At 68.6% G+C, this 24,697-nt stretch carries 19 protein-coding genes; 13 read left to right on the top strand and 6 right to left on the bottom strand.

Annotated features, from left to right (window positions below; all coding sequences use genetic code 11):
- Positions 1–13: 13 nt before the first annotated feature.
- The 5 genes from ACE3QW_RS23895 to ACE3QW_RS23915 form a co-directional block, all read right to left on the bottom strand.
- The gene (locus ACE3QW_RS23895; RefSeq protein WP_374254495.1) at positions 14–1,645 is read right to left on the bottom strand and encodes an alpha-amylase family glycosyl hydrolase; all 1,632 of its coding nucleotides are present in this window, start codon (positions 1,643–1,645) and stop codon (positions 14–16) included.
- A 111-nt stretch (positions 1,646–1,756) separates the two neighbouring features.
- Complete coding sequence (locus tag ACE3QW_RS23900) at positions 1,757–2,728, bottom strand: HEAT repeat domain-containing protein (protein WP_374254497.1); 972 nt, start codon at positions 2,726–2,728, stop codon at positions 1,757–1,759.
- A 5-nt stretch (positions 2,729–2,733) separates the two neighbouring features.
- Positions 2,734–2,967, bottom strand: coding sequence for a ferredoxin family protein (locus tag ACE3QW_RS23905; RefSeq protein WP_024277657.1), 234 nt, complete (start codon positions 2,965–2,967; stop codon positions 2,734–2,736).
- Positions 2,968–2,997: 30 nt separating this feature from the next.
- A complete protein-coding gene (locus ACE3QW_RS23910; protein ID WP_374254499.1) occupies positions 2,998–4,746 on the bottom strand; it encodes a fumarate reductase/succinate dehydrogenase flavoprotein subunit in 1,749 nt (582 codons plus the stop codon).
- Entirely contained in the window at positions 4,743–5,084 is a 342-nt protein-coding gene (locus ACE3QW_RS23915) for a DUF971 domain-containing protein (RefSeq protein WP_051679039.1), read from the bottom strand. Before ACE3QW_RS23915 ends, ACE3QW_RS23910 begins: the two co-directional genes overlap by 4 nt.
- A gap of 130 nt (positions 5,085–5,214) precedes the next feature.
- Between ACE3QW_RS23915 and ACE3QW_RS23920 the strand changes: the two genes are divergently transcribed.
- Positions 5,215–6,318 (top strand): NAD(P)/FAD-dependent oxidoreductase, encoded by a 1,104-nt coding sequence (locus ACE3QW_RS23920; protein WP_374254501.1) that lies wholly within the window; start codon positions 5,215–5,217, stop codon positions 6,316–6,318.
- A 274-nt stretch (positions 6,319–6,592) separates the two neighbouring features.
- Here the strand turns inward: ACE3QW_RS23920 and typA are convergent, their stop codons facing one another.
- Positions 6,593–8,422, bottom strand: coding sequence for a translational GTPase TypA (gene typA, locus ACE3QW_RS23925; protein WP_029557252.1), 1,830 nt, complete (start codon positions 8,420–8,422; stop codon positions 6,593–6,595).
- A 268-nt stretch (positions 8,423–8,690) separates the two neighbouring features.
- On the opposite strand from typA, the gene ACE3QW_RS23930 reads away from it, so the two are divergent.
- The 12 genes from ACE3QW_RS23930 (at position 8,691) to ACE3QW_RS23985 (ending at position 24,679) form a co-directional block, all read left to right on the top strand.
- Positions 8,691–9,116 carry a potassium channel family protein gene (locus tag ACE3QW_RS23930; RefSeq protein ID WP_024277652.1) on the top strand — a complete coding sequence of 142 codons (426 nt, stop codon included), beginning with the start codon at positions 8,691–8,693 and terminating at the stop codon, positions 9,114–9,116.
- A gap of 171 nt (positions 9,117–9,287) precedes the next feature.
- Positions 9,288–10,583, top strand: coding sequence for a PP2C family protein-serine/threonine phosphatase (locus tag ACE3QW_RS23935; RefSeq protein WP_374254503.1), 1,296 nt, complete (start codon positions 9,288–9,290; stop codon positions 10,581–10,583).
- Between the two features lie 63 nt (positions 10,584–10,646).
- Positions 10,647–10,967, top strand: coding sequence for a hypothetical protein (locus tag ACE3QW_RS23940; protein WP_374254504.1), 321 nt, complete (start codon positions 10,647–10,649; stop codon positions 10,965–10,967).
- A gap of 90 nt (positions 10,968–11,057) precedes the next feature.
- Positions 11,058–12,194, top strand: a complete 1,137-nt coding sequence (locus ACE3QW_RS23945; protein ID WP_374254506.1) for an FIST N-terminal domain-containing protein — start codon at positions 11,058–11,060, stop codon at positions 12,192–12,194.
- A 379-nt stretch (positions 12,195–12,573) separates the two neighbouring features.
- Positions 12,574–14,781, top strand: coding sequence for an FAD-dependent oxidoreductase (locus ACE3QW_RS23950; RefSeq protein ID WP_374254508.1), 2,208 nt, complete (start codon positions 12,574–12,576; stop codon positions 14,779–14,781).
- A gap of 139 nt (positions 14,782–14,920) precedes the next feature.
- Entirely contained in the window at positions 14,921–17,083 is a 2,163-nt protein-coding gene (locus ACE3QW_RS23955; RefSeq protein WP_374254510.1) for a heterodisulfide reductase-related iron-sulfur binding cluster, read from the top strand.
- A 3-nt stretch (positions 17,084–17,086) separates the two neighbouring features.
- On the top strand, positions 17,087–18,490 hold the full coding sequence (locus ACE3QW_RS23960) for a hypothetical protein (RefSeq protein ID WP_374254511.1): 1,404 nt from the start codon (positions 17,087–17,089) through the stop codon (positions 18,488–18,490).
- A gap of 8 nt (positions 18,491–18,498) precedes the next feature.
- Positions 18,499–19,293: an electron transfer flavoprotein subunit beta/FixA family protein gene (locus ACE3QW_RS23965; RefSeq protein WP_029557244.1), complete on the top strand. Its 795-nt coding sequence runs from the start codon at positions 18,499–18,501 to the stop codon at positions 19,291–19,293.
- The gene (locus ACE3QW_RS23970; RefSeq protein ID WP_374254513.1) at positions 19,293–20,264 is read left to right on the top strand and encodes an electron transfer flavoprotein subunit alpha/FixB family protein; all 972 of its coding nucleotides are present in this window, start codon (positions 19,293–19,295) and stop codon (positions 20,262–20,264) included. The genes ACE3QW_RS23965 and ACE3QW_RS23970 overlap by 1 nt, the downstream gene beginning before the upstream one ends.
- A gap of 188 nt (positions 20,265–20,452) precedes the next feature.
- Positions 20,453–22,168, top strand: a complete 1,716-nt coding sequence (locus ACE3QW_RS23975; RefSeq protein WP_029557242.1) for an APC family permease — start codon at positions 20,453–20,455, stop codon at positions 22,166–22,168.
- Between the two features lie 19 nt (positions 22,169–22,187).
- Positions 22,188–23,327 (top strand): aminomethyltransferase family protein, encoded by a 1,140-nt coding sequence (locus tag ACE3QW_RS23980; RefSeq protein WP_374254516.1) that lies wholly within the window; start codon positions 22,188–22,190, stop codon positions 23,325–23,327.
- Between the two features lie 272 nt (positions 23,328–23,599).
- Positions 23,600–24,679 carry a LuxR C-terminal-related transcriptional regulator gene (locus ACE3QW_RS23985; protein WP_374254518.1) on the top strand — a complete coding sequence of 360 codons (1,080 nt, stop codon included), beginning with the start codon at positions 23,600–23,602 and terminating at the stop codon, positions 24,677–24,679.
- Positions 24,680–24,697 lie beyond the last annotated feature (18 nt).

Genomic DNA, 24,697 nt, shown 5'->3' on the forward strand with positions numbered 1-24,697 from the left:
CGCCCCTTTTCGTTCAGGGCGCCAGTTGCACCACGATGCCCTCGTTGGGCCTGAGGTCGATGGTGTCGCCCACCTGTTCGCCCGCCCGATCGCAGAAGGTGGAGAGGAGCAGGCGTCCTCCGCCCGCAACTTCCGGCAGCGTCGCCGACAGCGGGTTGCCGCCCAGATTCAGTGCCACCAGCAGCCCCTCCCCCTCCCCCTGCCTGAGATAGGCGACGAGATCGCCCACCGCCGCCACCGGGGACCACAGCCCCACGGACAGGGCCGGATGCGCCCGCCGCAGGGCCAGCAGCGCGCGGGTGAGGGTGAGCAGGGAGGCCGCCTCCCCCCGCTCCCGCTTCACGTTCACCTCGGTGAAATCGTCCGCCAGCGGCAGCCACGGCTCCACCGTGGAGAAACCGGCGAAGGGGCCATCGTCCCACTGCATGGGCGTGCGCGCGCCGTCGCGGCCGAGGCCGAGGCCGGGCACGTTCTTCTCGAACGGGTCCTGCACCCGCTCGGGCGGGATGGGCACCTGCGCCATGCCGATCTCGTCGCCGTAATAGAGCGTCGGCGTGCCCCGGAGCGTCAGCAGCAGCATGGCCGCCACCCGCGCCTGATCGGGACCGAGGCGGCCGACGACGCGCGGGCGATCGTGGTTGGAGAGCACCCAGTTGGGCCAGCCGCCCTCGGGGATGGCGGCCTCATAGGCGGCGATCAGCGGCGCCAGTTCCGCTGCATTCCACGGCGCCGCGAGGAGGGTGAAGTTGAACGGCAGATGCACGCCGCGCCCGTCCTCACCGTAATAGGCGGCGATGCGGTGGAGCGGCAGATAGGCCTCGCCGATCAGCACCCGGTCGCCCTCATAGGACTCGACGAGGTCGCGGAAGCCCGCGATCACCTCCATCACCTCCGGCCGGTCGCCGGTATAGAGCTGGCTCAGGGCGGAATGCGGGTTCATGCCCTCGTGGAAATCGGGGTTCGGCGGATTGTCGCGGAACTCGGCATCCTTGATGACATGCCAAAGCGCATCGATGCGGAAGCCGTCCACGCCCCGGTCCAGCCAGAAGCGCAGCACATCGTGCATGGCTTCGACGACATCCGGGTTGCGCCAGTTGAGGTCCGGCTGCTCCTTGAGGAAGGCGTGGTAGTAATACTGGCCGCTCGCCGCATCATATTCCCAGGCGCTGCCGCCGAATTCCGAGAGCCAGTTGTTGGGCGGGCCGCCATCCGGGCCGGGATCGCGCCAGATGTACCAGTCGCGCTTGGGATCATCCTTGCCCGAGCGGGAGGCCTTGAACCAGGGATGCTCCTGCGAAGAGTGGTTGGGCACGAAATCGAGGATGATCCTCAGCCCCAGCCCGTGGGCCTCCTGAACCAGCCGGTCGAAATCTTCGAGCGTGCCGAACAGGGGATGGATGCCGGTGTAGTCGGCCACGTCATAGCCGAAATCCGCCATGGGCGAGGGATAGATGGGGGAGATCCAGATGGCGTCGATGCCGAGGTCGGCGAGATAGGGGAGCCGGGAGATGATGCCCTTGAGGTCGCCCACACCGTCGCCGTTCGAATCCTGAAACGAGCGCGGATAGATCTGGTAGACCACGCCGGACTGCCACCACAACGGCCCGGTCTTCAGCCTCTCGCGTTCCTGCTCCGCCATTGGCATCTTCTCCCGCTCTGCCGGAGCACTTTGGCGCTCCGACTCAGATTGGAGAAGTACGGCCGGCCCGGTTCGGTTTCATGACCGGCCGTCGGGAAGGGCTGGAATGCCCTCCCCTCAGGCGGCGCGGCAGCGGTCGATGGCCCAGCGCACCAGCTTGCGCACGTCCGGGTCCGGGTCATCATAAACGGCTTCGAGCGCGGGCACGGCGGCGGGATCGGCGATCTCGCCCAGCGCCGCGGCGGCCTCCTTGCGGACGTTGGACAACTGGTCGCCCAGCGCCTCCGACACCACGGGCACGGCCGCACGGGCCTTCAGCTTGCCGAGCGCGTTCACCGCCTTGGCCTTCACCTGCCAGGCATCGTCATTGGCGGCGATGATCAGCGGGTCCACCGCCTCGAGAATCTTCGCCTTGCCGATGGAATAGGCGGCTTCCTCGCGCACCTGCCAGTGGCCGTCGCCGAGCCCGGCGATCAGCGCAGGGACGCCCGCGGTGCCGCTCCGCACGAAGACGAGGGCCGCCATCACCGCCCGGCGCACCGCCGGCTCGGGATCGGTGGCGGCGAGCAGAAGCGCGGGGAGCGCGGCATCCGCCTTGAGATAGCCGAGCACGCCCAGCGCCTCGCGCCGCACCGCCATGTCGGGATCGGTGAGCGCGCCGAGGGCCACCGGCATGGCCGAGGCATCCTGCATGTCGCGCAGCGCCCGGAGCGCCGATGTACGGACGAACGCGCTCAGGGGGCCGCCCGTCTCCTGCGCCCGCTCGATGAGGCGGGGCGCGGAGGCCGGCTCCTTCTTGTCGGCGAGGCTCTCGGCGGCGGCGAGGCGCACCGCCTCCACCGCATCGTCGAGGGCTTCGGCAAGGCCGAGGGCGGCCGGCAGGCCGGAATGCTCGTCCAGGGACTTGGCGGCGGCTTCCCGCACGCCGGCATCGGCGTCCTTCAGGCCGGCGAGCAGCAGGTCCACGGCGCCGGGGTCCACGCTCTCGGCAAGGCCCAGCATGGCCACGCGGCGGATGCCGGGATCGGCGTCGCGGGCGCGCTCGGAGACCGCATCGAGGTCGTCGTCGAAATCGTCGAAGATGGCCATGGCGCTCACCGCAGCAGATAGGGGATTTCGACCTTCACCGCACCGGTGGGGCAATCCACCTCGCACGGCATGCAGTACCAGCACTCGTCATACTTCATGTGCGCCTTGCCCGAGGCCGGGTTGATGGCGAGCACGTCGAGGGGGCACACGTCGATGCAGACGCGGCAGCCCTTCTCGGCGATGCACTTGTCGTCATCGACAGTCACGGGAACGGAAGTCGTGTGGTTGGCGAAAGGCATGGGGCAGCTCCGGAATTTCGTGTGAGGGGCTCACTCGGCGGCGATGGCCGGCGTGCGCAGCTGGTGGTAGGCGCCCATCTCGTCCTCATCGATCTCGACGACATAGGGGTCCACCGCGCGCTTCTTGTGCGCCATGCGGCCCATCTCGTCCTTGTAGAGGAGGGTGTGGCAGAACCAGTTCTCATTGTCGGTGGCCGGGTGGTCGACGCGCCAGTGGTAGAGACCCCAGCGGCTCTCGGTGCGGTAGAGCGAGGCGGCGGCGGCCATGTCGGCGCAATCGAGGATGGATTGCAGCTCCAGCGCCCGCATCAATTCATGCGGATCCTTCACGCACAGGGCCGAAAGATCGTCGCGCACTTCGGCGAGGCGGGCCTGGCCGATCTTGTACTTGGCGGTCACCTTCGGCGGCTGGAGATAATCGTTCACGAGGCGGCGCGCCTTGTACTCCATCTCGAACGGGGTGAGGCCGTCGTCGCGGCGGGTGGGGGCCATCACGCGGGCCTGCTCGCGGGCGATATCGCCGGCGTCATAGGCCGGCAGATCGGTGGAGGCGCAATAGTCGGCCGCATCCTCACCGGCGATGCCGCCGTTCACGAAGGCGCCGAGCATGTAATTGTGCGGCACGCTCGCCATGTCGCCGGCGGCATAGAGGCCCGGCACGGTGGTGCGGGCATTCTCGTCCACCCACACGCCGGACGCCGAGTGGCCGGAGCAGAAGCCAATCTCGGAGATGTGCATCTCCACCATCTTCTCGCGGTAGTTCGTGCCGCGCTTCTCGTGGAAGCGGCCGCGCGAGGGGCGTTCGTTGGAGTGCAGGATGGTCTCGATCTCGGAGATGGTCTCCTCGGCGAGGTGGGTCATGTTGAGGAAGACCGGGCCGTTGCCGCTCAAGAGCTCGCCGTAGAACTCCTTCATCATCTGACCCGACCAGTAGTCGCACTCGATGAAGCGCTCGCCCTTGTTGTTGGCGGTGTAGCCGCCGAACGGACCGGTGACGTAGGCGCAGGCGGGGCCGTTATAGTCCTTGATGAGCGGGTTGATCTGGTAGCATTCGAGGTTCGCGAGCCCCGCGCCGGCGTGGTAGGCCATGGCATAGCCGTCGCCGCAGTTCGCCGGGTTCTCGTAGGTGCCGAAGAGATAGCCCGAGGCCGGCAGGCCGAGACGGCCGGCGGCGCCGCAGGCCAGAACCACCGCCTTGGCGCGGATCACCAGGAACTCGCCGGTGCGGGTGTTCACCCCGATGGCGCCGGCGATGCGGCCGTCCGTGCCGGTGAGCAGGCGGGTGGCCATGTAGCGGTTGGTCACCAGCACCTGGTGCTTGCGCAGCTGGCGGTAGAGCGCCTTCTTGACGTGGTGGCCTTCCGGCATGGGCAGCACATAGGTGCCCATGTGGTGCACCTTGCGCACATTGTATTCGCCGGAGCCGTCCTTCTCGAACTTCACGCCGATGGAATCCAGATACTGGATCATCGGGTAGGAACCGGTCGCGTAGGCCATCACCGCCTTCTGGTGGACGATGCCGTCGTTGGCGACGGTGATCTCCTTCACATACTGCTCGGGGGTGGCGTAGCCGGGGATGACGGCGTTGTTCAGCCCGTCCATGCCCATGGAGACCGCGCCGGAGCGCTTCACATTGGCCTTCTCCATGAGGACCACCTTGAGGCCCGGATTCTTCTCCTTGGCCTTGATGGCCGCCATCGGGCCGCCGGTGCCGCCGCCGATGACGAGGATGTCGGTCTCGACGATCTCGGTCTTCATCTCGCTGTCGAACGCGCTCATGGGTTCATCTCCGGAAGGTCGTTGGCGGCCTCGGCGGCGAGCGCCGCGAGATAGGCGAAGGGATAGACCCCGCGCTTGTGGCCGTCGGAAAAGGTGAGGTTCAGGCCGTGCGCGCCGAACGGCTCCACGCCGGTGAGCGCCACGCCGGGAAAGGCTGAGGGAAAGCGGTCGCGGGCGCGGTCCGCCGTGCAGGCGGCGCAGCGGCAGGCGGAGCGCAGGCGCTCGGCGGAGAATTCCGCCCGCGTCCCGCCATAGGCGAGGGTCAGGCGGCGCCGGTCCCGATCGAGGCGGATCTCCTCGACTTCAAGGGGGAGGGGTGCGGGGGCGGACGTCATCATGGCCCCGATTGGACCTCGCGGGCCCTCCGGCCGATAGCAACTAGTTGCTGGCTGGAGCACTTCCAGGAAGCCGCTCCCCGCAGGCCCGGCCTGCGCTATGGTACCGGTCGCGGATCACGGGAAGAGCCGAATGGATCAGGTGGAGTGCATCGTCGCCGGCGCGGGCGTGGTGGGCCTCGCCATCGCCCGCGCATTGGCGCTGGCGGGCCGGGAAGTGGTGCTGGTGGAGGCGGCGGACGCCATCGGCACCGGCACGTCCTCGCGCAATTCCGAGGTGATCCACGCCGGCATCTATTACGAGCCCTTAAGCCTCAAGGCCGAGCTGTGCGTGCGCGGACGGGCGCTACTCTATGCCTTCTGTGAAAGCCACGGGGTGGGGCACAGGCGCATCGGCAAGCTCATCGTCGCCGCCGCGCCGGAGGAAGTCGCCTATCTGGAGAAGCTGGCGAGGATCGGGGCGGCCAACGGCGTCGATGACCTGACGATGCTGACCGGAGCGGAAGCACAGGCGCTGGAGCCGGCGCTTTCTTGCCACGCGGCGCTGCATTCGCCCTCCACCGGCATCGTGGATTCCCACGGCCTCATGCTGGCGCTGCTGGGCGACATGGAGGCGGCCGGCGGGATGCTCGCCCTCTCCTCCCCCATCGTGGCCGCCGAGGCGCGGGCGGACGGCATCGTACTCACCACCGGCGGGCCGGAGCCCATGACACTCTCCTGCCGCCTGTTCGTGAATTCCGCCGGGCTTGATGCCCCCGCGCTCGCCCGCGCCATCTCCGGCATGCCCGCTCACTTGGTGCCGCAGGAGACCATGGCCAAGGGCAATTACTTCACCTGCCTCCGGAAGGTGCCCTTCTCGCGCCTCATCTATCCGGTGCCGGAGGCGGGAGGGCTCGGCACCCACCTCACCCTCGATCTCGGCGGGCAAGGCCGCTTCGGGCCGGATGTGGAATGGGTGCGCGAGCGGCGCTACGAGGTCGATCCCACCCGCAAGACCACCATGATGGCCTCCATCCGCCGCTACTGGCCGGACGTGCGCGAGGAGGATCTGGCGCCAGGCTATTCCGGCATCCGGCCGAAGATCCCCGGCGTGGATGGGCGGGCGCCGGATTTCGTCATCCAGGGGCCAGCGGTGCACGGCGTGCCGGGGCTGGTGAACCTCTTCGGCATCGAATCGCCGGGGCTGACGAGCTGCCTCGCCATCGCCGAGCGGGTGGTGGAGGTGGCGCAGGGATAGGGCCGGCTGCGGCGCACGGCGCAAGCTCACCGCTCCCCGGACAAGCGACGGCACCACCGGAGCGCAGATCCGGGGTCCAGCGCAAGAATCCCCGCGCAGCGGGTCAAAGCCTGAGAGCGGTGGAGTTCGGAAGCGCCTTCGGCGGTCCGTTCCGCTGGGCCCCTGCTCGCATTCCGCTGGCGCTGCATGCGTCCGGGGCGCGAGAGAGATTCCCAAACAAAAAGGGCAGCGGCCGAAACCGCTGCCCTTTTCAAGATCCGAAGGCGGGTGGCCGTCAGGCCAGCTCGGTTTCCTTCTTGCGCTCCTCGCGCTTGCGGTCGTTGGGGTCCAGCAGGCGCTTGCGCAGGCGGATGGACTTGGGCGTCACCTCCACCAGCTCGTCGTCCTGGATCCACGCCAGCGCCCGCTCCAGCGTCATGCGGATGGGCGGGGTCAGGCGCACCGCCTCGTCCTTGGAGGTGGTGCGGATGTTGGTGAGCTGCTTGCCCTTCAGCACGTTCACTTCCAGGTCGTTGTCCCGGTTGTGCACGCCGATGAGCATGCCCTGATACACCTTCCAGCCGGGCTCGATCATCATCGGGCCGCGATCTTCGAGGTTCCACAAAGCGTAAGCCACCGCCTCGCCCGCCGCATTGGCGATGAGCACGCCGTTGGTGCGGCCGGCGATCTCGCCCTTGTAGGGCGCGTACTCGTGGAACAGCCGGTTCATGATGGCCGTGCCGCGGGTGTCGGTGAGCAGTTCCGACTGGTAGCCGATGAGGCCGCGGGTGGGTGCGTAGAAGACGAGGCGCTGGCGGTTGCCGCCGGAGGGCCGCATCTCGATCATCTCGGCGCGGCGCTCGCTCATCTTCTGGACGACGGTGCCGGAATATTCCTCGTCCACGTCGATCAGGACTTCCTCGATGGGCTCCAGCACCTGGCCCGTCGCCTCGTCCTTCTGGAACACCACGCGGGGACGGGACACGGCGATCTCGAAGCCCTCGCGGCGCATGGTCTCGATCAGCACCGCGAGCTGCAGTTCGCCACGGCCGGAGACGAAGAAGGAATCCTTCTCGGTGGATTCCTCGATCTTCAGCGCCACGTTGCCTTCCGCCTCGCGGAACAGGCGGTCGCGGATGACGCGGCTCGTCACCTTGTCACCCTCGGTGCCGGCGAGGGGCGAATCGTTCACGATGAACGACATGGTGACGGTGGGCGGATCGATGGGCTGGGCCGCCATGGCCTCGGTCACTTCGAGCGCGCAGAAGGTATCGGCCACCGTGCCCTTGGAGAGGCCGGCGATGGCGACGATGTCACCCTGCACGCCTTCCTCGATGGGCTGGCGCTCGATGCCGCGGAAGGCGAGGATCTTGGAGACGCGGCCCTGCTCGACCAGCGAGCCGTCCTGCGCCAGCACCTTGATGGCCTGGTTCGGCTTGATGGAGCCGGAGGTGATGCGGCCGGTGATCATGCGGCCGAGGAAGGGGTTGGCCTCCAGCAGCGTGCCGATCATGCGGAACGGGCCGTCGTCCACAGTGGGCTCGGGCACATGCTTCAGCACGAGATCGAACAGGGGCGCCATGCCCTGGTCCATGGGACCTTCCGGGCTGTCGGCCATCCAGCCGCTGCGGCCGGAGCCGTAGAGGATGGGGAAGTCGAGCTGGTCGTCGGTGGCGTCGAGCGCCGCGAACAGGTCGAACACCTCGTTGATGACTTCGGTGGGACGAGCGTCGGAGCGGTCCACCTTGTTGATGGCGACGATGGGCTTCAGGCCGATCTTCAGCGCCTTGCCGACCACGAACTTGGTCTGCGGCATGGGGCCTTCCGCAGCGTCCACGAGCACGATGGCACCGTCCACCATGTTCAGGATACGCTCCACCTCGCCGCCGAAGTCGGCGTGGCCGGGGGTGTCCACGATGTTGATGCGCGTGTCCTTCCAGACCACCGAGGTGGCCTTGGCGAGGATGGTGATACCGCGCTCCTTTTCCAGATCGTTGGAATCCATCACGCGCTCGGCCACGCGCTGGTTCTCGCGGTAGGACCCCGACTGCTTCAGCAGCTCGTCCACCAGCGTGGTCTTGCCGTGGTCGACGTGGGCGATGATGGCGATGTTCCGCAGCTTCATGGAGGGTCCAGCACGAAAACGCGGGTCCGAATGGTTCGGGCCCGCCGGGAAAGGGGTATTTTGCGGCGCAAAATACACACAAACCGATCAAGATCAATGTGCCGGCGCTGCGGCCATGTCACCGGGCCCCCTCGGAACCGCGCCGGCACCACGCCGCGAAGCCCTTGAGAGCAACGCCTCGGCGCCCCTTGCTGCCACGTCCGCGCTGGTCCATCACGCTGGTTGGCGGGTGCGCACCCACCGAATGCGGAGAGCGATGGGGATGTTGATGGACGGAGCATTCGCTGCGGGCCTTCTGGTGAGCATCATCACCATCGCGATCCAGGCCCTGGGTACCGTCGTCGTCATCAAGATGGTGCGGATCGCTGCGCAGCACCTCAGCGGACGGCGCAAGATCGAGACACTCGTCGTCGTCATGGCGGCCTCGGGAACGCTGCTCACCGTCTTCCACCTCGTGGAGGTGATGGTGTGGGCGCAGCTCTATGCGCTCACCGGTGCCACCGAGCCCGACAACATCTATTATTTCGCCTTCGTCAATTTCACGACGCTCGGCTACGGCGACCTCATCCCGGCCCGGCCCTGGCGCATCCTCGGGCCGATGACGGCGGCCAACGGCATGCTGCTGTTCGGCTGGTCCACCGCCGTTCTGTTCTCCGTGCTGTCGCGAGCCATCGCCCAGCTGCACATCAAGTAGGGCCTGCGCCGTCCCGCGTTTGAGGTAAGAGCGTCCCGCCCCGGCTGCGCTATAGTGGTTCATCGTGAGGGGCGCACGCGGACCATGGTACCAGGAGCATCACAGCAGCAGAGACCGGACCCGACGGTTCCGGCAGGAACGGCAACGGCCGCCCTGGCGGCCGCGCAGGTGATGGCGCGTCATCCCTATTTCGCCGGCTTTCCCCTGGAGGAGCTCAGCGCCCTCATCGCCGGTGGCGAATGGATGGACGTGGCGGCCGGCACCCGCCTGCTCTGCCGGGGCGACATCGGGACCTTCGCCCTGCTGGTGTTCGAGGGCACGGCGGTCGTCACCATCGACACGCCTTACGAGCACGTCCAGCTCGCCCAATTGCAGGCGCCGGCGGTGATCGGCGAGATCGCCGCCTTCACCGGCGTCGCTCGCACCGCCCATGTGGATGCCCTCACCCCCATCCGCGCGGTACGGCTGTCCGCCGAGGCACTGGAGGCGGCGGGGCGGGTGCACCCCGATCTCCTCTCCGCCGTCATGCGCCAGTTCGGCCGCCGCTTCGAGACCTTCAACCAAGTCTTCGGCTTCTACGCCAACGCCCTGAATGCGCTGGAACGGCGCAACTTCGACCTCGCTTTGCTCGACGACCTGCGCAATCCGCTGCCGGAGATGGTGGATTTCTCCCACTCCTTCCGCCGTCTCGCCGAGGCCATCATGAGCCGGGCGGCCGAGCGGCGGGAGATGGCCAACGCCGCCGCCATCCAGCGCGCCATGCTGCCCCCGCCCCTGCCGGCGGAGACGCTGGCCGGACAGGCGGACATTTTCGCCGCCATGCGTCCGGCGAAGGACGTGGGCGGCGATTTCTACGATTATTTCCTGATCGACGGCCGCCGGCTGGTGGTGACGCTGGGCGATGTCGCCGGCAAGGGCACCCCCGCCGCCTTGTTCATGAGCGCCACCCAGACCGCGCTGCGCATGGTGCTGCGGAGCGAGCCGGACCTTGCCGTCGCGGTGGCGCGGGTGAACGAGCTGCTCTGCGCCACCAATGGCGAGGACATGTTCGTCACCCTGTTCTGCGGTGTCATCGACCTCGACACGGGCCTCCTCACCTACTGCAATTGCGGCCATACGGACTGCATGATCCTGCGCGCCGACGGAGGGCTGGAGCGGCCCGCCGCCACCGGCCCGGCCCTTGCCATGATGGAGGGTGCCCGCACCCGTGCCGCGACCGTGTCCCTCGCCCCCGGGGATCGCCTGTTCCTGTTCTCGGACGGCCTCACCGACGCGTTCAACCCGGCGGAAGAAGCATTCGGCGAGGCCCGGCTCGAAGCCGCCGCGCAGGCCGCCCTTGCGGCAGTGCCCGATCTTCCGGCCGCGACCTTCATCACCGGCCTGCTCGACACCGCGACCCGCTGGGCCGACACCGCCCCCCAGTTCGACGACATGACCGCGCTGGCGGTGACGCTCGGCCCGCGCTGATCGCGGAACCTCGCCCCCGCCCTGCGTGTTGCCCGAAGGGGGCCGAGCAAGCGGAGGACGGCCATGGCCCATGAAGAGAGCACGCACCCGGCGGCTTTGGACGGCCTGCCGGCGCGAACGCCGCTGGAGCTGGACATCGCCACGGCAGCCCACCGCAAGCTGCTGGTGCTGGCTCTGCAGCTGATGGCGCGGGACGAAACCCTCCGCCTCGCCCTCATGGAGGCCGTCAGCCAGACGCTGACCTTCCACGATTCCCACGAGGACGCCGGCCTCGAGGCCGATGCCGCCTTCGCCTTCGAGCGGCGGGTGGACGCGGAATTCCGCCGCATCCTGACCGACGTGCAGGCGGTGCTCGGCGACCGGATGCGCTCCCCCGTGGCCTGAGCGGGACGGCACGGCACGCCGATTGCTTCGTCCGGCGCACGATCCTCAGTTCCGTGTCCGCATCCGGACGCATTGCGCGGAAACCCGCCCATGAGCCAGTTCTCCTTCGCCCACGCCGGCAATACCGACTGGCAGGCCGCCCTTGGCTCCTGCTGGAGCCAGCTGCACGCCCAACTGGCGGACAAGCCGCCGCCGACGCTCGGCTGGTGCTATCTCTCCGACCGCTACACCGGCGCCGCCGGAAACATCATGGAGGCGCTGAAGGCAGGCTTGCCGGCGGTGCGCTGGGTAGGCACCATCGGGGTCGGGGTGGCGGCGGACGACGTGGAATATTTCGACGCGCCCGGCATGGCGCTCATGCTGGCCGACATTCCGCCCGCTGGCTTCCGCATCTTCTCCGATCTGGAACCGCTGGGCGCGGACGGGTTCGAGCCCTTCACCGCCCTCGTCCATGCCGATGGCGGCACGCCGGACCTGCCCGAGCGGCTCAAGTCGCTGGCCGGGCAGACACTCACCGGCTACCTGTTCGGCGGCCTGTCCTCCGCCCGCAACCAGCCTCTGCTGTTCGCCGACGACGTGATGCTCGGAGGGGTGTCGGGCGTCGCCTTCGGGCCTGAGATACCGGTGCTGTCACGCGTCACCCAGGGCTGCCAGCCCATCGGCCCCAAGCGGACCATCGACCGCGCCGAAGCCAGTTACCTCGTCACTCTCGATGGCGGCCGCGCCCTCGACTGCGCGATGGAGGACCTCGGCCTGCCCGCCGACATCCCGGACGAGCAGCTGCGCCTCGAACTCGGCCAGACGCTGGCCGGGCTGATCGCGCCGGGTGAGGACACAAGCTCCGCGCCGGGCCGCTTCGGCACCGACACGCAGGTCCGCCACCTCTTGGGCGTCGGCCGCAAGGCCGGGGTGCTGGTGGTGGCGGAGCAGCTGGAGGCCGGCACCAGGCTCGCCTTCTGCAAACGCAACGCGGAGGCTGCGCGCCACGATCTCCTGCGCATCGTCGCCGAGGTGAAGGCGCAGGCCGATGCCGCCGGCGGCGCCCGCGGCGCGCTCTATGTGAGCTGCTCCGGCCGCGGCGGCCCGCATTTCGGTGCCCCCAGCGCGGAGTTCGCCATGGTGCGCGAGGGCCTCGGCCCGGTGCCGCTCGTCGGCTTTTTCGCCGGCGGCGAGATCGCCCGCCACCATCTCTATGGCTATACCGGCGTGCTCACGCTCTTCACCTGAGGGCCACGCGCGCCGCCCCCAGAGCATCCCGACGAAGGAACGCCGCAGCGCGGAACCCTTGGCAGAGGCCGGGTTTCGGCGCGCGCCCGGCACCCCGATATGCCTTAACGTCAGCCCGGCCGCCCTATAGCAGACCCGCCGGATTTTGCAGTGCCGCATGTCACGATAGTGCCATTTGGCACTATTGCCGGAGACATGGCCCGGCGCGTTAGAGTTATCCCAATAAGAAAACGACCGGGAACAGACAAGCAAGCTCTTCATCGAGAAGCGACAGTCTTGATGTGCGCATCCGTGCGCGCAGAGCCTTCTGTTTGTCTTTTTCGGCGAAGAGATCCGGTCGTCACACGCCTGCCTTCCGGATTATTTACGGGGAGTTGAGATGACGCACGAAACGCTGGGTGTCAGCAAATACGATATTCTTTTCGAGCCCATCAAAATCGGGCCGAAAACCCTTCGGAACCGCTTCTACCAGGTGCCGCACTGCATCGGCGCCGGTTCCGACAAGCCCGGCTTCCAGGCCGCGCACCGCTCCATCAAGGCCGAAGGCGGCTGGGCGGCCCTCAACACCGAATACTGCTCCATCCACCCGGAATCGGACGATACGCACCGCGTCTCCGCCCGCATCTGGGACGAGGGCGACGTGCGCAACCTCGCCGCGATGACCTCGGAAATCCATAAATACGGCGCGCTCGCGGGCGTCGAGCTGTGGTACGGCGGCGCCCACGCCCCGTGCATGGAGACGCGCCAGACCGCGCGCGGCCCGAGCCAGTACGCCTCCGAGTTCGAATCCCTCACCTACTGCCACGAGATGGACTACGACGACATCCGTCGCGTGCAGGGCTTCTACGTGGAGGCGGCCCGCCGTGCCCGCGATGCCGGCTTTGACATCATCTATTGCTACGGCGCGCACTCCTACCTGCCGCTGCAGTTCCTCTCCAAGTATTACAACAAGCGCACCGACAAGTACGGCGGCAGCTTCGAGAACCGCGCCCGCTTCTGGGTCGAGACCCTGGAGCAGATGAAGGCGGCCGTGGGCTCCGAATGCGCCATCGCCACCCGCTTCGCCGTCGATACGCTGATCGGCGAGGATGGCATCGAGGTGGAGCGCGACGGGCTCAAGTTCGTCGAGCTGGCCGACGACCTCGTCGACCTGTGGGACGTGAACGTGGGCGACATCGCCGAGTGGGGCGAGGATGCCGGTCCCTCCCGCTTCTACCGTCAGGGCCACCAGCTCTCCTGGCAGAAGTTCGTGAAGCAGGCCTCGAAGAAGGTCGTGCTGGGCGTCGGCCGCTTCACCGATCCGGAGAAGATGGTCGAGGTCATCCGCAACGGCGAACTGGACGTCATCGGCGCCGCCCGCCCCTCCATCGCCGATCCCTTCCTGCCGGAGAAGATCCGCGACGGCCGTCTCGACGACATCCGCACCTGCATCGGCTGCAACGTCTGTATCTCCCGCTGGGAGATCGGCGGCCCGCCCATGATCTGCACCCAGAACGCCACCGCCGGCGAGGAATTCCGCCGCGGCTGGCATCCCGAGCGCTTCCCCAAGAAGGGCTCGGACGATGCCATCCTGGTGGTGGGCGCCGGCCCCTCCGGCTCCGAGTGCGCCCGCGTGCTCATGGAGCGCGGCTATGTGGTCCATCTCGTGGACAGCGCCGAGAAGGTCGGTGGCTATGTGAACGAGGTGGCCACCCTGCCGGGCCTCGGCGAGTGGAGCTATCACCGCGACTATCGCGAGGTGCAGCTGAACAAGCTGGTGAAGCGCAACCGCGACAGCCAGATCGCCCTCGGCGGCAAGAAGCTCTCGGTGGAGGACGTGCTCTCCTACGGCGCCGACAAGGTGGTGATCGCCACCGGCGCCCACTGGGTCACGGACGGCACCAACTGCCTCACCCACGCGCCCATTCCGGGCCTGGAAGGCACGCCGCGCGCCAATGTGCTGACGCCGGAAGACGTGATCCTCGGCACCAAGCCCATCGGCAAGCGGGTGATGATCCTCAATGCCGACCCCTACTACATGGCGCCGAGCCTCGCGCAGAAGCTGGCCGAGGCAGGGCATCAGGTGACGGTGGCGTCGGGCGTGGAACTCGGCCGCTACATGCACTTCACGCTTGAAGCGCCGAACATGCACCGCATGCTGCACGAGCTGCACATCAACGTGCTCTCCAGCACCTGGGCGAGCCGCGTGGAAGACGGGCGGATCGAGCTCTACAACCTCTGGGGCGACGGGCATAAGCGCGTCTATACCGGCCCCGGCAAGATGCCGCGCAGCGCCAACACCACCCACGCCTGGCACGAGTACGACACCCTGGTGCTGGTCACCGCCCGCCGCTCCGAGGATGCCCTCTTCCGGGCCCTCAAGGCGCGCTCCGGCGAGTGGGACGCCCGCGGCATCAAGGGCGTGTACGTGATCGGCGACGCCTGGGCGCCCAAGCTCATCGCCGATGCCACCTTCGACGGGCAGCGTCTTGCCCGCGAGATCGAAGAGGCGAACCCGCAGGAGCCCAAGCCCTACCGGCGCGAAGCCGCCGTCTACGGCTCGCCCTACCAGCCGGGCGGCTCCTACGAGATCCGCTACCAGGGCTAGTTCCCCTCGTCCTGGTCAGAGCGGGCGGGGCGCGGCAGATCACGCGCCCCGCATGCCCGCCGTCGTCGGGGTCCAATCCCTCGGCCGGCACGGGCATTCGCATGAGCACAGCCAAAAAAAAACAGAGGGCGAGCAGCACATGATTCCGAGCGGCATCGATCCATCCAAGGTCACGCGCATCCTGTTCCAGGATTTTTCGCCCTGGATGCTCGCGATCTTCTATGTCTATGCCATCGGCTGCATGGCGGCGTTCGCCTGGGGCGTCTACGCCCAGGTGCACAAGTATCGCGCCGGACGCCGGGGCGCGCGCCTCGCCTGGGGCGACATCGGCCGCAGGCTGCTCGATACCGCGAAGACCATCGCCTCCCATCGCACGCTGCGCCGGCGCGACACGACCGCCGGGCGGCTCCATGCCTTCATCTTCTACGGCTTCACGCTGCTGTTCATCGGCACCGCCACCATCACCCTGCAGGAAGACATTCTCGGCCCGCTCATCGGCCTCGAATTCTGGCACGGCCATTTCTACCTGCTGTTCAAGCTCACGATGACGCTCGCCGGCACCGGCTTCATCTGTGGCCTCCTCTACATGATGTGGCGGCGCGGCTGGCTGAAGCCGCCGAAGCTCGATTATGCCCGGCCCGACCGCACGCCGCAGGACGCCGACTTCTCCCGCGAGCGCTACCGCATCGAGGACTGGGCCTTCCTGTGGACCCTGCTGCTCATCGGCATCACCGGCTTCCTGCTCTCCGGCGCCCGCATGGTGTGGCTCCAGAGTGATCCGGCGGTGTGGGACACGCGCTGGTGGGCCCCGGTGGGCGCATCCATCGCCGCCGGCCTGAAGGCGGTGGGCTTCACCAGCGCCGGCGCGGGTGCGCTGCGCATGGGGCTGTGGTGGCTGCACGGCGTGTTGGCGCTCACTTTCATCGCTCTCATTCCCTACACCAAGGCGAAGCACATCTTCACCGCGGCGGCCTCCTGGCTGCTGCGCAATCCCGACGCCATCCGCCACCTGCCGCTGGGCGATCTCGATGCCGACCGCATCGGCTATCGCGAGCTGGGCGACGTTGCGAGCCGCTATCTCGTCCAGGCGGACGCCTGCACCAAGTGCGGCCGCTGCCACGAAGCCTGCCCGGCGCGCGCCGCCGGCTATCCGCTCTCCCCGCGCGACGTGGTTCTGACGCTGCGCGAGCAGGCCAACACCCATCTGGGCGAGGTGCTGCCCAAGCCCCGCGCCGCCGGCTGCGCCACGCCCCTCATCGGCCTCGCCACTGGCGAATACCGGCCGGAGACCTTGTGGTCCTGCCGCCAGTGCGGCGCGTGCACGGAGATCTGCCCGGTGGGGGTGGAGCACGTGCCGCTCATCAACATGCTCCGCCGCACGCTGGTGGACGAAGGCGAGATGGACCCGGCCCTCCAGCGCACCCTCGGGGCGGTGAACAAGACCGGCAACTGCTTCAACGAAAGCCGCCGCAAACGCCCCAACTGGACCAAGGACCTGCCGTTCAAGATCAAGGACGCGCGCAAGGAGCCCGTGGATGTGCTCTGGTTCGTGGGCGACTATGCGAGCTTCGACCCGCGCAACCAGAAGGTCAGCCGCGCCTTCGCCCGCATTCTCCATTCCGCAGGCATCGACTTCGGCATCCTCTACGAGGGCGAGACCACGGCCGGAAACGACGTGCGGCGCGTGGGCGAGGAGGGCCTGTTCCAGCAGCTCGCGGAAGGCAACATCTCGACGCTCGGCGATTGCAGCTTCAACCGCATCGTCACCACCGATCCGCACTCCTTCAACACGCTGAAGAACGAGTATCCCGACCTCGGCGGCACCTATGACGTCAGCCACGCCAGCGCCTTCCTGAAGGAGCTGATGGCGGACGGGCGCATCACCCCCGCCCGGAAACTCGACTTCACCGTCACCTATCACGACCCCTGCCACCTGGGCCGCCTCAACAAGGGCTATGACGCCCCGCGCGAGCTGCTCGCGGCCACCGGCGTGAAGCTGGTGGAGATGGGCAAGAGCCGCGACAATTCCTTCTGCTGCGGCGGTGGCGGCGGCCGGGTGTGGGTGCCCGATCCGCCCGGCACCACCAAGGTGGGCGAGATCCGCGCGCGGGAAGCCGCCGAGATCCATGGCCTCGATGCTCTGGTGGTCAACTGCCCCAAGTGCATGACCATGCTCGAGGACGCGGTGAAGACCACCGGCAACGAGCGCAACTTCCGGGTATTGGAGCTGACCGAGCTGCTCGCCGAGGCGCTGGAGCCCGAGGAGCCTGCCGTCCTTCCCGCCCACGCCGAGGTCGGCTGAGCGATGCGCGCGCCCGCCAACATCGCCGCCTTGACGGGGGCGCTCATCGCCCGGGGCGACGCCTATCTGGCGCTGCCGGCCTACGGGGCGGAGGGCGCGGAGTGGGCGCAGGCGGCGCTGGCGCGGCTGCTGCTCTCGAACGCGCGGCTGAAGCTGGTGTTTGCCGCGCTGCCCTTCGCGCCGCCGGCCTTCCTCGCCCTCCTCGCCGGCGAGGACCGGCCCGCCATCCTCCAGCGCATCGTGCGCAACCCGGCCACCTCAGGCGCGACGCTGCTGCGCCTGGCGCGGCAGATGGACGATGCGGAGACCCGCAAGGCGCTGGCCGCCCATGCTCACACGCCGGCCGTGGCGCTCATCGGCCTCGCCATGCATGCGGACGCCGCCGTGCGCGCCGCGCTGCTGCGCAATGCCGGAACGCCGGCCGTCGCCCTCCATGCCCTGCTGGACCATGCGGATGCCGCGGAGCGCGCCGCCCTCGCCCGCCATCCGCAGGCGGACGCGGAGCTGCTGCGCACTTTGCTCGCGGGCGGCGATGCCGTGGTGCGCGCCGAGGCGGTGGCTCACCCCCATTGTCCGCTGACGCAGGTGGCCGATGCGTGCGTCGATGCCGATGCCGCCATCCGCCGCCGGGCGGCCTCCAATCCCGTGCTGCCGCCGAGCCTGCGTCAGGCGCTGATGGGCGACAGCGATCCGGCCGTCCGCGCGGAGGCCCTGCGCCTTCATGCGGAAGGCCAGGAACCGGCTTTGACCGATGACGGCGACGTGCGGGTGCGCCGCGCCCAGGCCCGCCATGTGGCCCTGCCGGAGGATCTGGCGGAAGCCCTCTCCCGCGACGGCGACGTGTGGGTGCGGGTCTGGCTCGCCCGCAATCCCGCGCTTCCCGCCGGCCTCATCCAGCGCCTGGGCGGCGATGCCGAGGCGCGGGTGCGCCATGCCGCCGGCCGCAATCCGGCCTGCCCGACCGACGTGCTCGCGACCCTCGCCCGCGATGGCGACGAATGGGTGCGCGCCGCCGTGGCCTGCCGCCCCGATCTTCCGGCCGAGGCCCTGCGCGCGCTCGAACAGGAAGACGCGGTGGATGTCGCCTCCGCCGTCGCCCGCAACCCGCAGGCGCGGGAAGCTGCGCTCCGCCGCCTCGCCCGGCACGGGCAGGCGGACGTACGCCGTGCGGTGGCGCTCAATCCGGATGCCCCGGCAACGGCCCTGCGCCTGCTGCTGGACGATCCCTATCCCCTCAACCGCGCTTTTGCCGTCCGCCACCCGAACCTTCCGGTGGCGGATGCCTGGGGCTCAGCCGACGACGACGCGCCGCAGGTGCGTTTCGCGGTGGGCAAGCGCGCCGTCACCCACGCCGCGGCCGCAGGGCGCGCCGCACGCAGGCACCTCGAAACCTTCCCACAGCCGTGAGGGCACCCATGAAAATACTCGTGCCGGTGAAACGCGTCGCCTCGCTCGATGACGAGTTCGAGCTGCGCGACGATGGTCGCGATGTCGACCCGGATTTCTGCGAGTTCGACCTCAACGAATTCGACGAATACGCGCTGGAAGCAGCGGTCCAGATCAAGGAAGCCGCGCCCGAGGGCTCGGTCGAGGTGGTGGTCCTGACCATCGGCCCCGACGATGCCGACGACGTGCTGCGCAAGGCCCTCGCCAAGGGCGCCGACCGCGCCATCCGCGTGGACGATGCCGGCCTTGAAGAGGCGGACCGCGTGGCCATCGCCCGCGTCATCGCCAAGGTGGCGGAGAACGAAGAGCCCGGCCTCGTGCTGTGCGGCGCGCAATCCGCCGACCAGGGCAACGCCCAGACCGGCATGTCGGTCGCGGCGCTGCTCGGCTGGGCGCGCACGGCGGTCGTCTCGAAGCTCGACTTCACCCCCGGTGCCGCCACCGCGCAGGTGGAACGCGAGCTGGAAGGCGGGCTGGTGGAGCGCATCGAGGTGGAGACGCCCGCGGTGCTCACCATCCAGCTCGGCATCAACACGCCGCGCTACGCCTCCCTGCGCTCCATCAAGCAGGCCAACGCCAAGCCCATCGAGTGCCTGACGCCCCACGACGTCGGCCTTGCCGACGCCGAGATCGGCGGCGCCGGCGCGCTCAGCCGGGTGCGGCGCGTCTTCGTGCCCGAGCGCGGGCGCGGCGAGATCATCGCGGGCACACCTTCCCAGCAGGTGGCCCGTCTCCTGGAGATCATTTCGGAGGTGAACGGCTGATGTCCGGAATTCTTATCCTGGCCGAGCACCGGCGCGGCACCCTGCGCGACGCCACGCTGGAGGCCATCGGCGCCGCCGGCACGCTCAAGGCGGCCCTCGGCGGTCCCGTCGCGGTCCTCGTCATCGCGGCCGATCCCGCCCCCCTGGTGGCGGCCGTCAGCGTCGGCGCGGTGGACGAGGTCATCACCGTCGCCCGCCCCGACGCGGCGACCTACGAGCCGCACGTCTACGAGGCGGTGCTGCGCGCCGTCATCGCCCAGCGCTCACCATCGCTGGTGCTGATGCCGCACAGCGTGGACAGCTTCTCCCTCGCCCCCGCCGTCGCCATCGGCGAGGGCCTCGGCTTTGCCACCGACGTGTTCGGTGTCGCTGTCGAGGACGGGCAGGTGGTGGCGACCCGCGCCGGCTACAACGAGAAGGTCTTCGTGGAGATCGACTTTCCCGGCCGCACCGGCGTGCTCCTCACCCTGCGCGGCGGCGCCTTCGCGCCGGAGACGGCGGCGGCCAGCCCCACCGTGTCCGCGCTCGACGCGGGTGCGGGCGCGGCACGCAGCAAGCACCTGGACTGGCGCGATCCCCCGGCTTCCGGTGGCATCGACATTCCCGGCTCGCCCTTCATCCTCTCCATCGGCCGCGGGGTCGGGGACGAGGCGAACGTGGCGCAGTTCCTGGAGCTGGCGGACGGCCTCGGCGCGACGCTCGGCTGCTCGCGGCCCATCGCCGACAACGGCTGGCTGCCCAAGGCGCGTCAGGTGGGCCAGTCCGGCCAGCTGGCCGCCAAGTGCAACCTCTACATCGCCATGGGCATCTCCGGCTCGGTGCAGCACCAGTGGGGCATGAAGCACGTGGAGAACATCGTGGCGATCAACAAGGACCCCGAGGCCTCCATCTTCACCATCGCCCGCTACGGCATCGTCGGCGACATGCTGGAGATCGCCGAGGAACTGAGGAAGCAGAAGGGCATCCAGTAGAGCACAGCTGAAAATCCGGGCCGGGACCGAGCGCCAAATCGGTCCCGGCATCCGGCCATGACGATCGCGTCCAGAGGCAAGAAGAGCGACCTCCGATTTCGTCGGAAGCGCCGCAAGGGTGACGACAGACACCATCCGGGCCGGGCACGCATGCCGTCGCCCCGAAGCACCGGGCAAGGGAGGACACCGTGACGACGATAACCAACATTCACGCGACAACGGAGGGTGACGGGAAACTGCACCGCTCCATCAGCTGGACCGGAGCCTTCTGGGTGGCGAGCGGCGTGCCCGCGCTCGTGCTCTTCTCCATCGGCGGCATCGCCGGCACCACCGGCACGCTCTCCTTCCTCGTCTGGGCCATCTCCATCGGCATGGGCTTCATCCAGTCCTTCATCTATGCCGAGATCGCCGGCCTGTTCCCGAACAAGTCGGGCGGCGCCTCCATCTATGGCGCGGCCGCCTGGGTGCGCTACGTGAAGCTGGTGGCGCCACTCTCGGTGTGGTGCAACTGGTTCGCCTGGAGCCCGGTGCTCTCGCTCGGCTGCACCATCGCCGCCGCCTACATCCTCAACGCCTTCGCCCCCATCCCGGCGGTGAACAGCGCGGAGGTGGCGCAGTGGATCGCCGCCCATGCCACGACCCTCACCGGCACCGATGCCGAGAAGGCCGCGGCGGCCGTCGCGGCGCTGACGCCGGCGGTGCGCGACTGGACGCTGTTCTCCCACGCCATCGGCCCCGTCTCCTTCTCGCTGAATGCCTCCTTCTTCGTGGGCGCGACGCTGATGCTGGTGGTGTTCGCCATCCAGCACCGGGGCATCATGGGCACCGCCAGCGTGCAGAAGTGGATCGGCCTCTCGGTCATCATCCCCATGATCATCGTCGGCCTTGTGCCGATCCTCACTGGCAAGGTGGACTGGGGGAATTTCTCGCCGCTGGTGCCGCTCGCCGCCGCCGGCGCGGCCGATCCCGGCAGTTGGAACATCCCGGGCTGGACGCTGGTGCTCGGCGGCCTGTTCATCGCCGCCTGGTCCACCTACGGCTTCGAGACAGCCGTCTGCTACACCAGCGAGTTCCGCAATCCCGAGAAGGACACCTTCAAGGCCATCTTCTACTCGGGCCTCCTGTGCCTCGCGCTGTTCATCCTCGTGCCCTTCACCTTCCAGGGCGCGCTGGGACTGACCGGCATGCTGGACCCCGCCATCGTGGACGGCTCGGGCGTCGCCCAGGCGCTGGCGCACATGGTGGGCGGCGGCAAGATCGTCGAGAGCGCCCTCGTGATGCTCATGATCCTCGCCCTGATGCTGTCCATCATGACGGCCATGGCGGGCTCCTCGCGCACCCTCTACCAGGGCGCCGTGGACGGCTGGCTGCCGCGCTTCCTCGGCCATGTGAACGAGCACGGCGCGCCCACGCGGGCCATGTGGACGGACCTGTGGTTCAACCTCGTCCTGCTCGCCATCGCCTGCGCCGATGCCACCAGCTTCTTCTTCGTGCTGGCGGTGGCCAATGTCGGCTACATCATCTTCAACTTCCTGAACCTCAATTCGGGCTGGATCCACCGCATCGATTCCGGGCATGTGGCGCGGCCGTACAAGGCCCCCACCTTCCTCCTCGTGCTCGGCACCGTGTTCGCCTTCGCCAATGCGGTCTTCATGGGCGCGGGCGCCAAGGTGTGGAACCCGGTGGCGCTGTGGGCGGGGCTCATCACCGCTGCCCTCATCATCCCGGTCTTCATCTTCCGGCACTATGTGCAGGACGGCGGCAAGTTCCCGCACGAGACCTTCGAGGACCTGCAGGTCGGCGACGGGACGAAGACCCAGAAGCGCGCCGGCATCCTGCCCTACCTCGCGCTCATCGCCGGCATCGCGGTGGTGATCCTCTCCGACCTCTTCTTCCACCTCTGATCCGCAAGGAACATGCAGGATGACACAGGGACTTTCCGCCTTCTCGCGCCTCTCCGCGCTGTCCGACCGCCACCGCGCGCTCGGCACCGCCTTCGAGGCTTCCTGGAACGACATGCCGGTGCCGCAGAACTACGCCACCGACACCTATGACGAGGTCATCGCGGTGCGCACCGCCGCCGGCCTGTTCGACGTCTCCGCGCTGCGCATGATCGACGTGGCGGGCAAGGAAGCGCTCGCCGTGCTGAACGAGATGTGCACCTCGGACATCTCGAAGATCGCGCCCGGCGCCTCCTCGCTCACCAGCGTGGTGGACGAAAACGGCTCGCTCATCGACGACGTGCTGATCTATTGCGATGGGCCGGACGCCTATCGCATCTCCCACGGCGGCGGCTCGCTGGAGGACATCCTGCCCGGCGTCGCGGCGGGCCGGGACGTGACCTTCACCAAGGACAACGACGTCCACATCATGTCCCTGCAGGGGCCGAAGGCGCTCGACATCCTCAACCCGAACACCCCGTTCGCGCTGGAGACCCTGCCCTATTTCGGGCACCAGCGGACGACGCTGTTCGGACGTCCGGTGTCCATCGCCCGGGGCGGCTATTCCGCCGAGCGGGGCTACGAGGTGTTCTGCGCGGCGGCGGATGCGGTCGCCCTGTGGGACGCCATCCTCGCGGCCGGAAAGCCGGTCGGGGCCATGCCGGTCTCCTGGTCCTGCCTCGACGTGGTGCGGGTGGAGGGCGGCCTCCTGTTCTTCCCCTACGACATGCCGCAGGGCGACACCACCCCGTGGGAGGTGGGCCTCGGCTGGACGGTGGACCTGTCCAAGCCCGCCTTCCGCGGCCGCGACGCGCTGGTGCGCCGCAAGGGGCAGGAGCGGGTGGCGCAGGTGGGGGTCGAGATCGACCACCACGCCGCCGTGGAACCCGGCGCCAAGCTGTTCCGGGACGGCAAGGAAGTGGGGCTCGTGAACTCCACCGCCTACAGCCGCTACCTCATGCGCTCCCTCGCCCTCGCGCATGTGACGCCGGACCTCGCCGCCTGCGGCACCGAGCTGGAGGTCCGCGGTGCCGACGGCACGTTCGCGGCGCGGGTGGTGAAGACGCCCTTCTACGACCCGCTGCGCCTGCGCACCCACCCGCTTGAAGAACGTACGGCCTGAAACCTTAGCCACCTCAGGCCGTCGTGCCCCAGGGTTCTCTCCGGGCTTCCTCCGAGGAGCTTCCCCCCTGGGCGCTCGCCGGAGAGCGTTCCGTCCCAATCGCGCTCTCCGGCCCTACTCCTTGGGGCCGGTTTCGGCCGGCCCCATTTTTCTGAAGCGAGTCCCACGATGGTCCCTTCGCGCGCGCCCCAGAATTGCCAAGCACCGAAGCTTGGGCTTTATTCGCCGCAACAAGAATTTCGCGCGTGGCGAATCCGTTGGGGCATGTTGCGATGGTCGACGCCGATCAACCCCGGCCCGCTGCCAAACCTGCCCGCTACAGCGCCGTGCGTCTGAACAGCCCGGAATGGTTCGCGCGCGTGGGCGAGGTGGCCCGCGTGATCGGCTCGGACCGCTTCCACCGGGAACTGGTGGAACTCGCCGGCGCCGCCATCAACCACGATGCCTGCTGGATCATCCGCTATTCGCGCGTGGCGCCGCCGGATGTGCTCTACACCAAGGACGTGGCGAGCGACGTGGTCGCCTATTACACCAACCTCTATTCGTCGGTGGACCCCTTCTCCGAATACTGGAGAAAGAACGGCAGTCCCGGCGTGCTGATGCTGAACGACGTGGGCTCGCCCGGCCGCTCGTGGGACATGTACCACAAGGTGTTCCAGACGCTGGCCAGCATCTCGGACGAGCTGGGCATGTTCTTCTCCACCGTCGGCCATTGCTGCTTCGGCCTGTTCCTGGAGCGGGAGACCGGGCGCTTCTCGCCCACCGACATCGAGCGGGCGCGGCTGATCTTCCCCATGCTGGAGGGCTTCCACCGCTCCCACCTCGGCGCCCTGTTCAACGACCTGCGGAACCCGCGCGGGACGCAGGTGGAGGGTTTCATCACCCGCCCCACCCTCATCGAGGACCGCTTCGGCGTGGATGTCTTCGCCAATGACGCCTGGCGCGACGCCGTCCGGCGCGCGCCTGCCCTTGGCGACGCGGTGGAGGCCCTGCGCGTGGCGCCGGGCGGGACGATCCATGCGGCAGGCCCGCTGACCGTGAAGGTGGAGGTCTTCGACCGCGACTTCCCGCTCGCGCCGGGCGGACGCATGTATGTGCTCGATGCGCCGCAGCGCGGGGTCGAGGACGATCCCGACCGCCTGCTGGAGGACGCCCTCGGCATCTTCACGCCGCGCGAGCGCGAGATCCTGCTGCTGCTGATGAACGGGCAGACCACCGGCGAGATCGCCCAGAAACTGAGCCTCAGCAAGGGCACCATCAAGAACTGCCGGCTGCGCATGTACCGCAAGGCCGGCGTCGGCTCCGAGCGCGCGCTGGTCAAGCACGTCATGCAGTCCATCGGGGCGCGCTGAGGCCCCGGGGCCGGCTAT

Source organism: Xanthobacter sp. (assembly GCF_041911315.1).
GTDB classification, from domain to species: Bacteria; Pseudomonadota; Alphaproteobacteria; order Rhizobiales; family Xanthobacteraceae; genus Xanthobacter; species Xanthobacter aminoxidans.

Excerpts from the sequence above, each read along its gene's own strand:
- ACE3QW_RS23895 (WP_374254495.1), bottom strand. The coding sequence starts at position 1,645 with ATGCCAATGGCGGAGCAGGAACGCGAGAGGCTGAAGACCGGGCCGTTG.
- ACE3QW_RS23900 (WP_374254497.1), bottom strand. The coding sequence starts at position 2,728 with ATGGCCATCTTCGACGATTTCGACGACGACCTCGATGCGGTCTCCGAG.
- ACE3QW_RS23905 (WP_024277657.1), bottom strand. The coding sequence starts at position 2,967 with ATGCCTTTCGCCAACCACACGACTTCCGTTCCCGTGACTGTCGATGAC.
- ACE3QW_RS23910 (WP_374254499.1), bottom strand. The coding sequence starts at position 4,746 with ATGAGCGCGTTCGACAGCGAGATGAAGACCGAGATCGTCGAGACCGAC.
- ACE3QW_RS23915 (WP_051679039.1), bottom strand. The coding sequence starts at position 5,084 with ATGATGACGTCCGCCCCCGCACCCCTCCCCCTTGAAGTCGAGGAGATC.
- ACE3QW_RS23920 (WP_374254501.1), top strand. The coding sequence starts at position 5,215 with ATGGATCAGGTGGAGTGCATCGTCGCCGGCGCGGGCGTGGTGGGCCTC.
- typA (WP_029557252.1), bottom strand. The coding sequence starts at position 8,422 with ATGAAGCTGCGGAACATCGCCATCATCGCCCACGTCGACCACGGCAAG.
- ACE3QW_RS23930 (WP_024277652.1), top strand. The coding sequence starts at position 8,691 with ATGGACGGAGCATTCGCTGCGGGCCTTCTGGTGAGCATCATCACCATC.
- ACE3QW_RS23935 (WP_374254503.1), top strand. The coding sequence starts at position 9,288 with ATGGCGCGTCATCCCTATTTCGCCGGCTTTCCCCTGGAGGAGCTCAGC.
- ACE3QW_RS23940 (WP_374254504.1), top strand. The coding sequence starts at position 10,647 with ATGGCCCATGAAGAGAGCACGCACCCGGCGGCTTTGGACGGCCTGCCG.
- ACE3QW_RS23945 (WP_374254506.1), top strand. The coding sequence starts at position 11,058 with ATGAGCCAGTTCTCCTTCGCCCACGCCGGCAATACCGACTGGCAGGCC.
- ACE3QW_RS23950 (WP_374254508.1), top strand. The coding sequence starts at position 12,574 with ATGACGCACGAAACGCTGGGTGTCAGCAAATACGATATTCTTTTCGAG.
- ACE3QW_RS23955 (WP_374254510.1), top strand. The coding sequence starts at position 14,921 with ATGATTCCGAGCGGCATCGATCCATCCAAGGTCACGCGCATCCTGTTC.
- ACE3QW_RS23960 (WP_374254511.1), top strand. The coding sequence starts at position 17,087 with ATGCGCGCGCCCGCCAACATCGCCGCCTTGACGGGGGCGCTCATCGCC.
- ACE3QW_RS23965 (WP_029557244.1), top strand. The coding sequence starts at position 18,499 with ATGAAAATACTCGTGCCGGTGAAACGCGTCGCCTCGCTCGATGACGAG.
- ACE3QW_RS23970 (WP_374254513.1), top strand. The coding sequence starts at position 19,293 with ATGTCCGGAATTCTTATCCTGGCCGAGCACCGGCGCGGCACCCTGCGC.
- ACE3QW_RS23980 (WP_374254516.1), top strand. The coding sequence starts at position 22,188 with ATGACACAGGGACTTTCCGCCTTCTCGCGCCTCTCCGCGCTGTCCGAC.
- ACE3QW_RS23985 (WP_374254518.1), top strand. The coding sequence starts at position 23,600 with ATGGTCGACGCCGATCAACCCCGGCCCGCTGCCAAACCTGCCCGCTAC.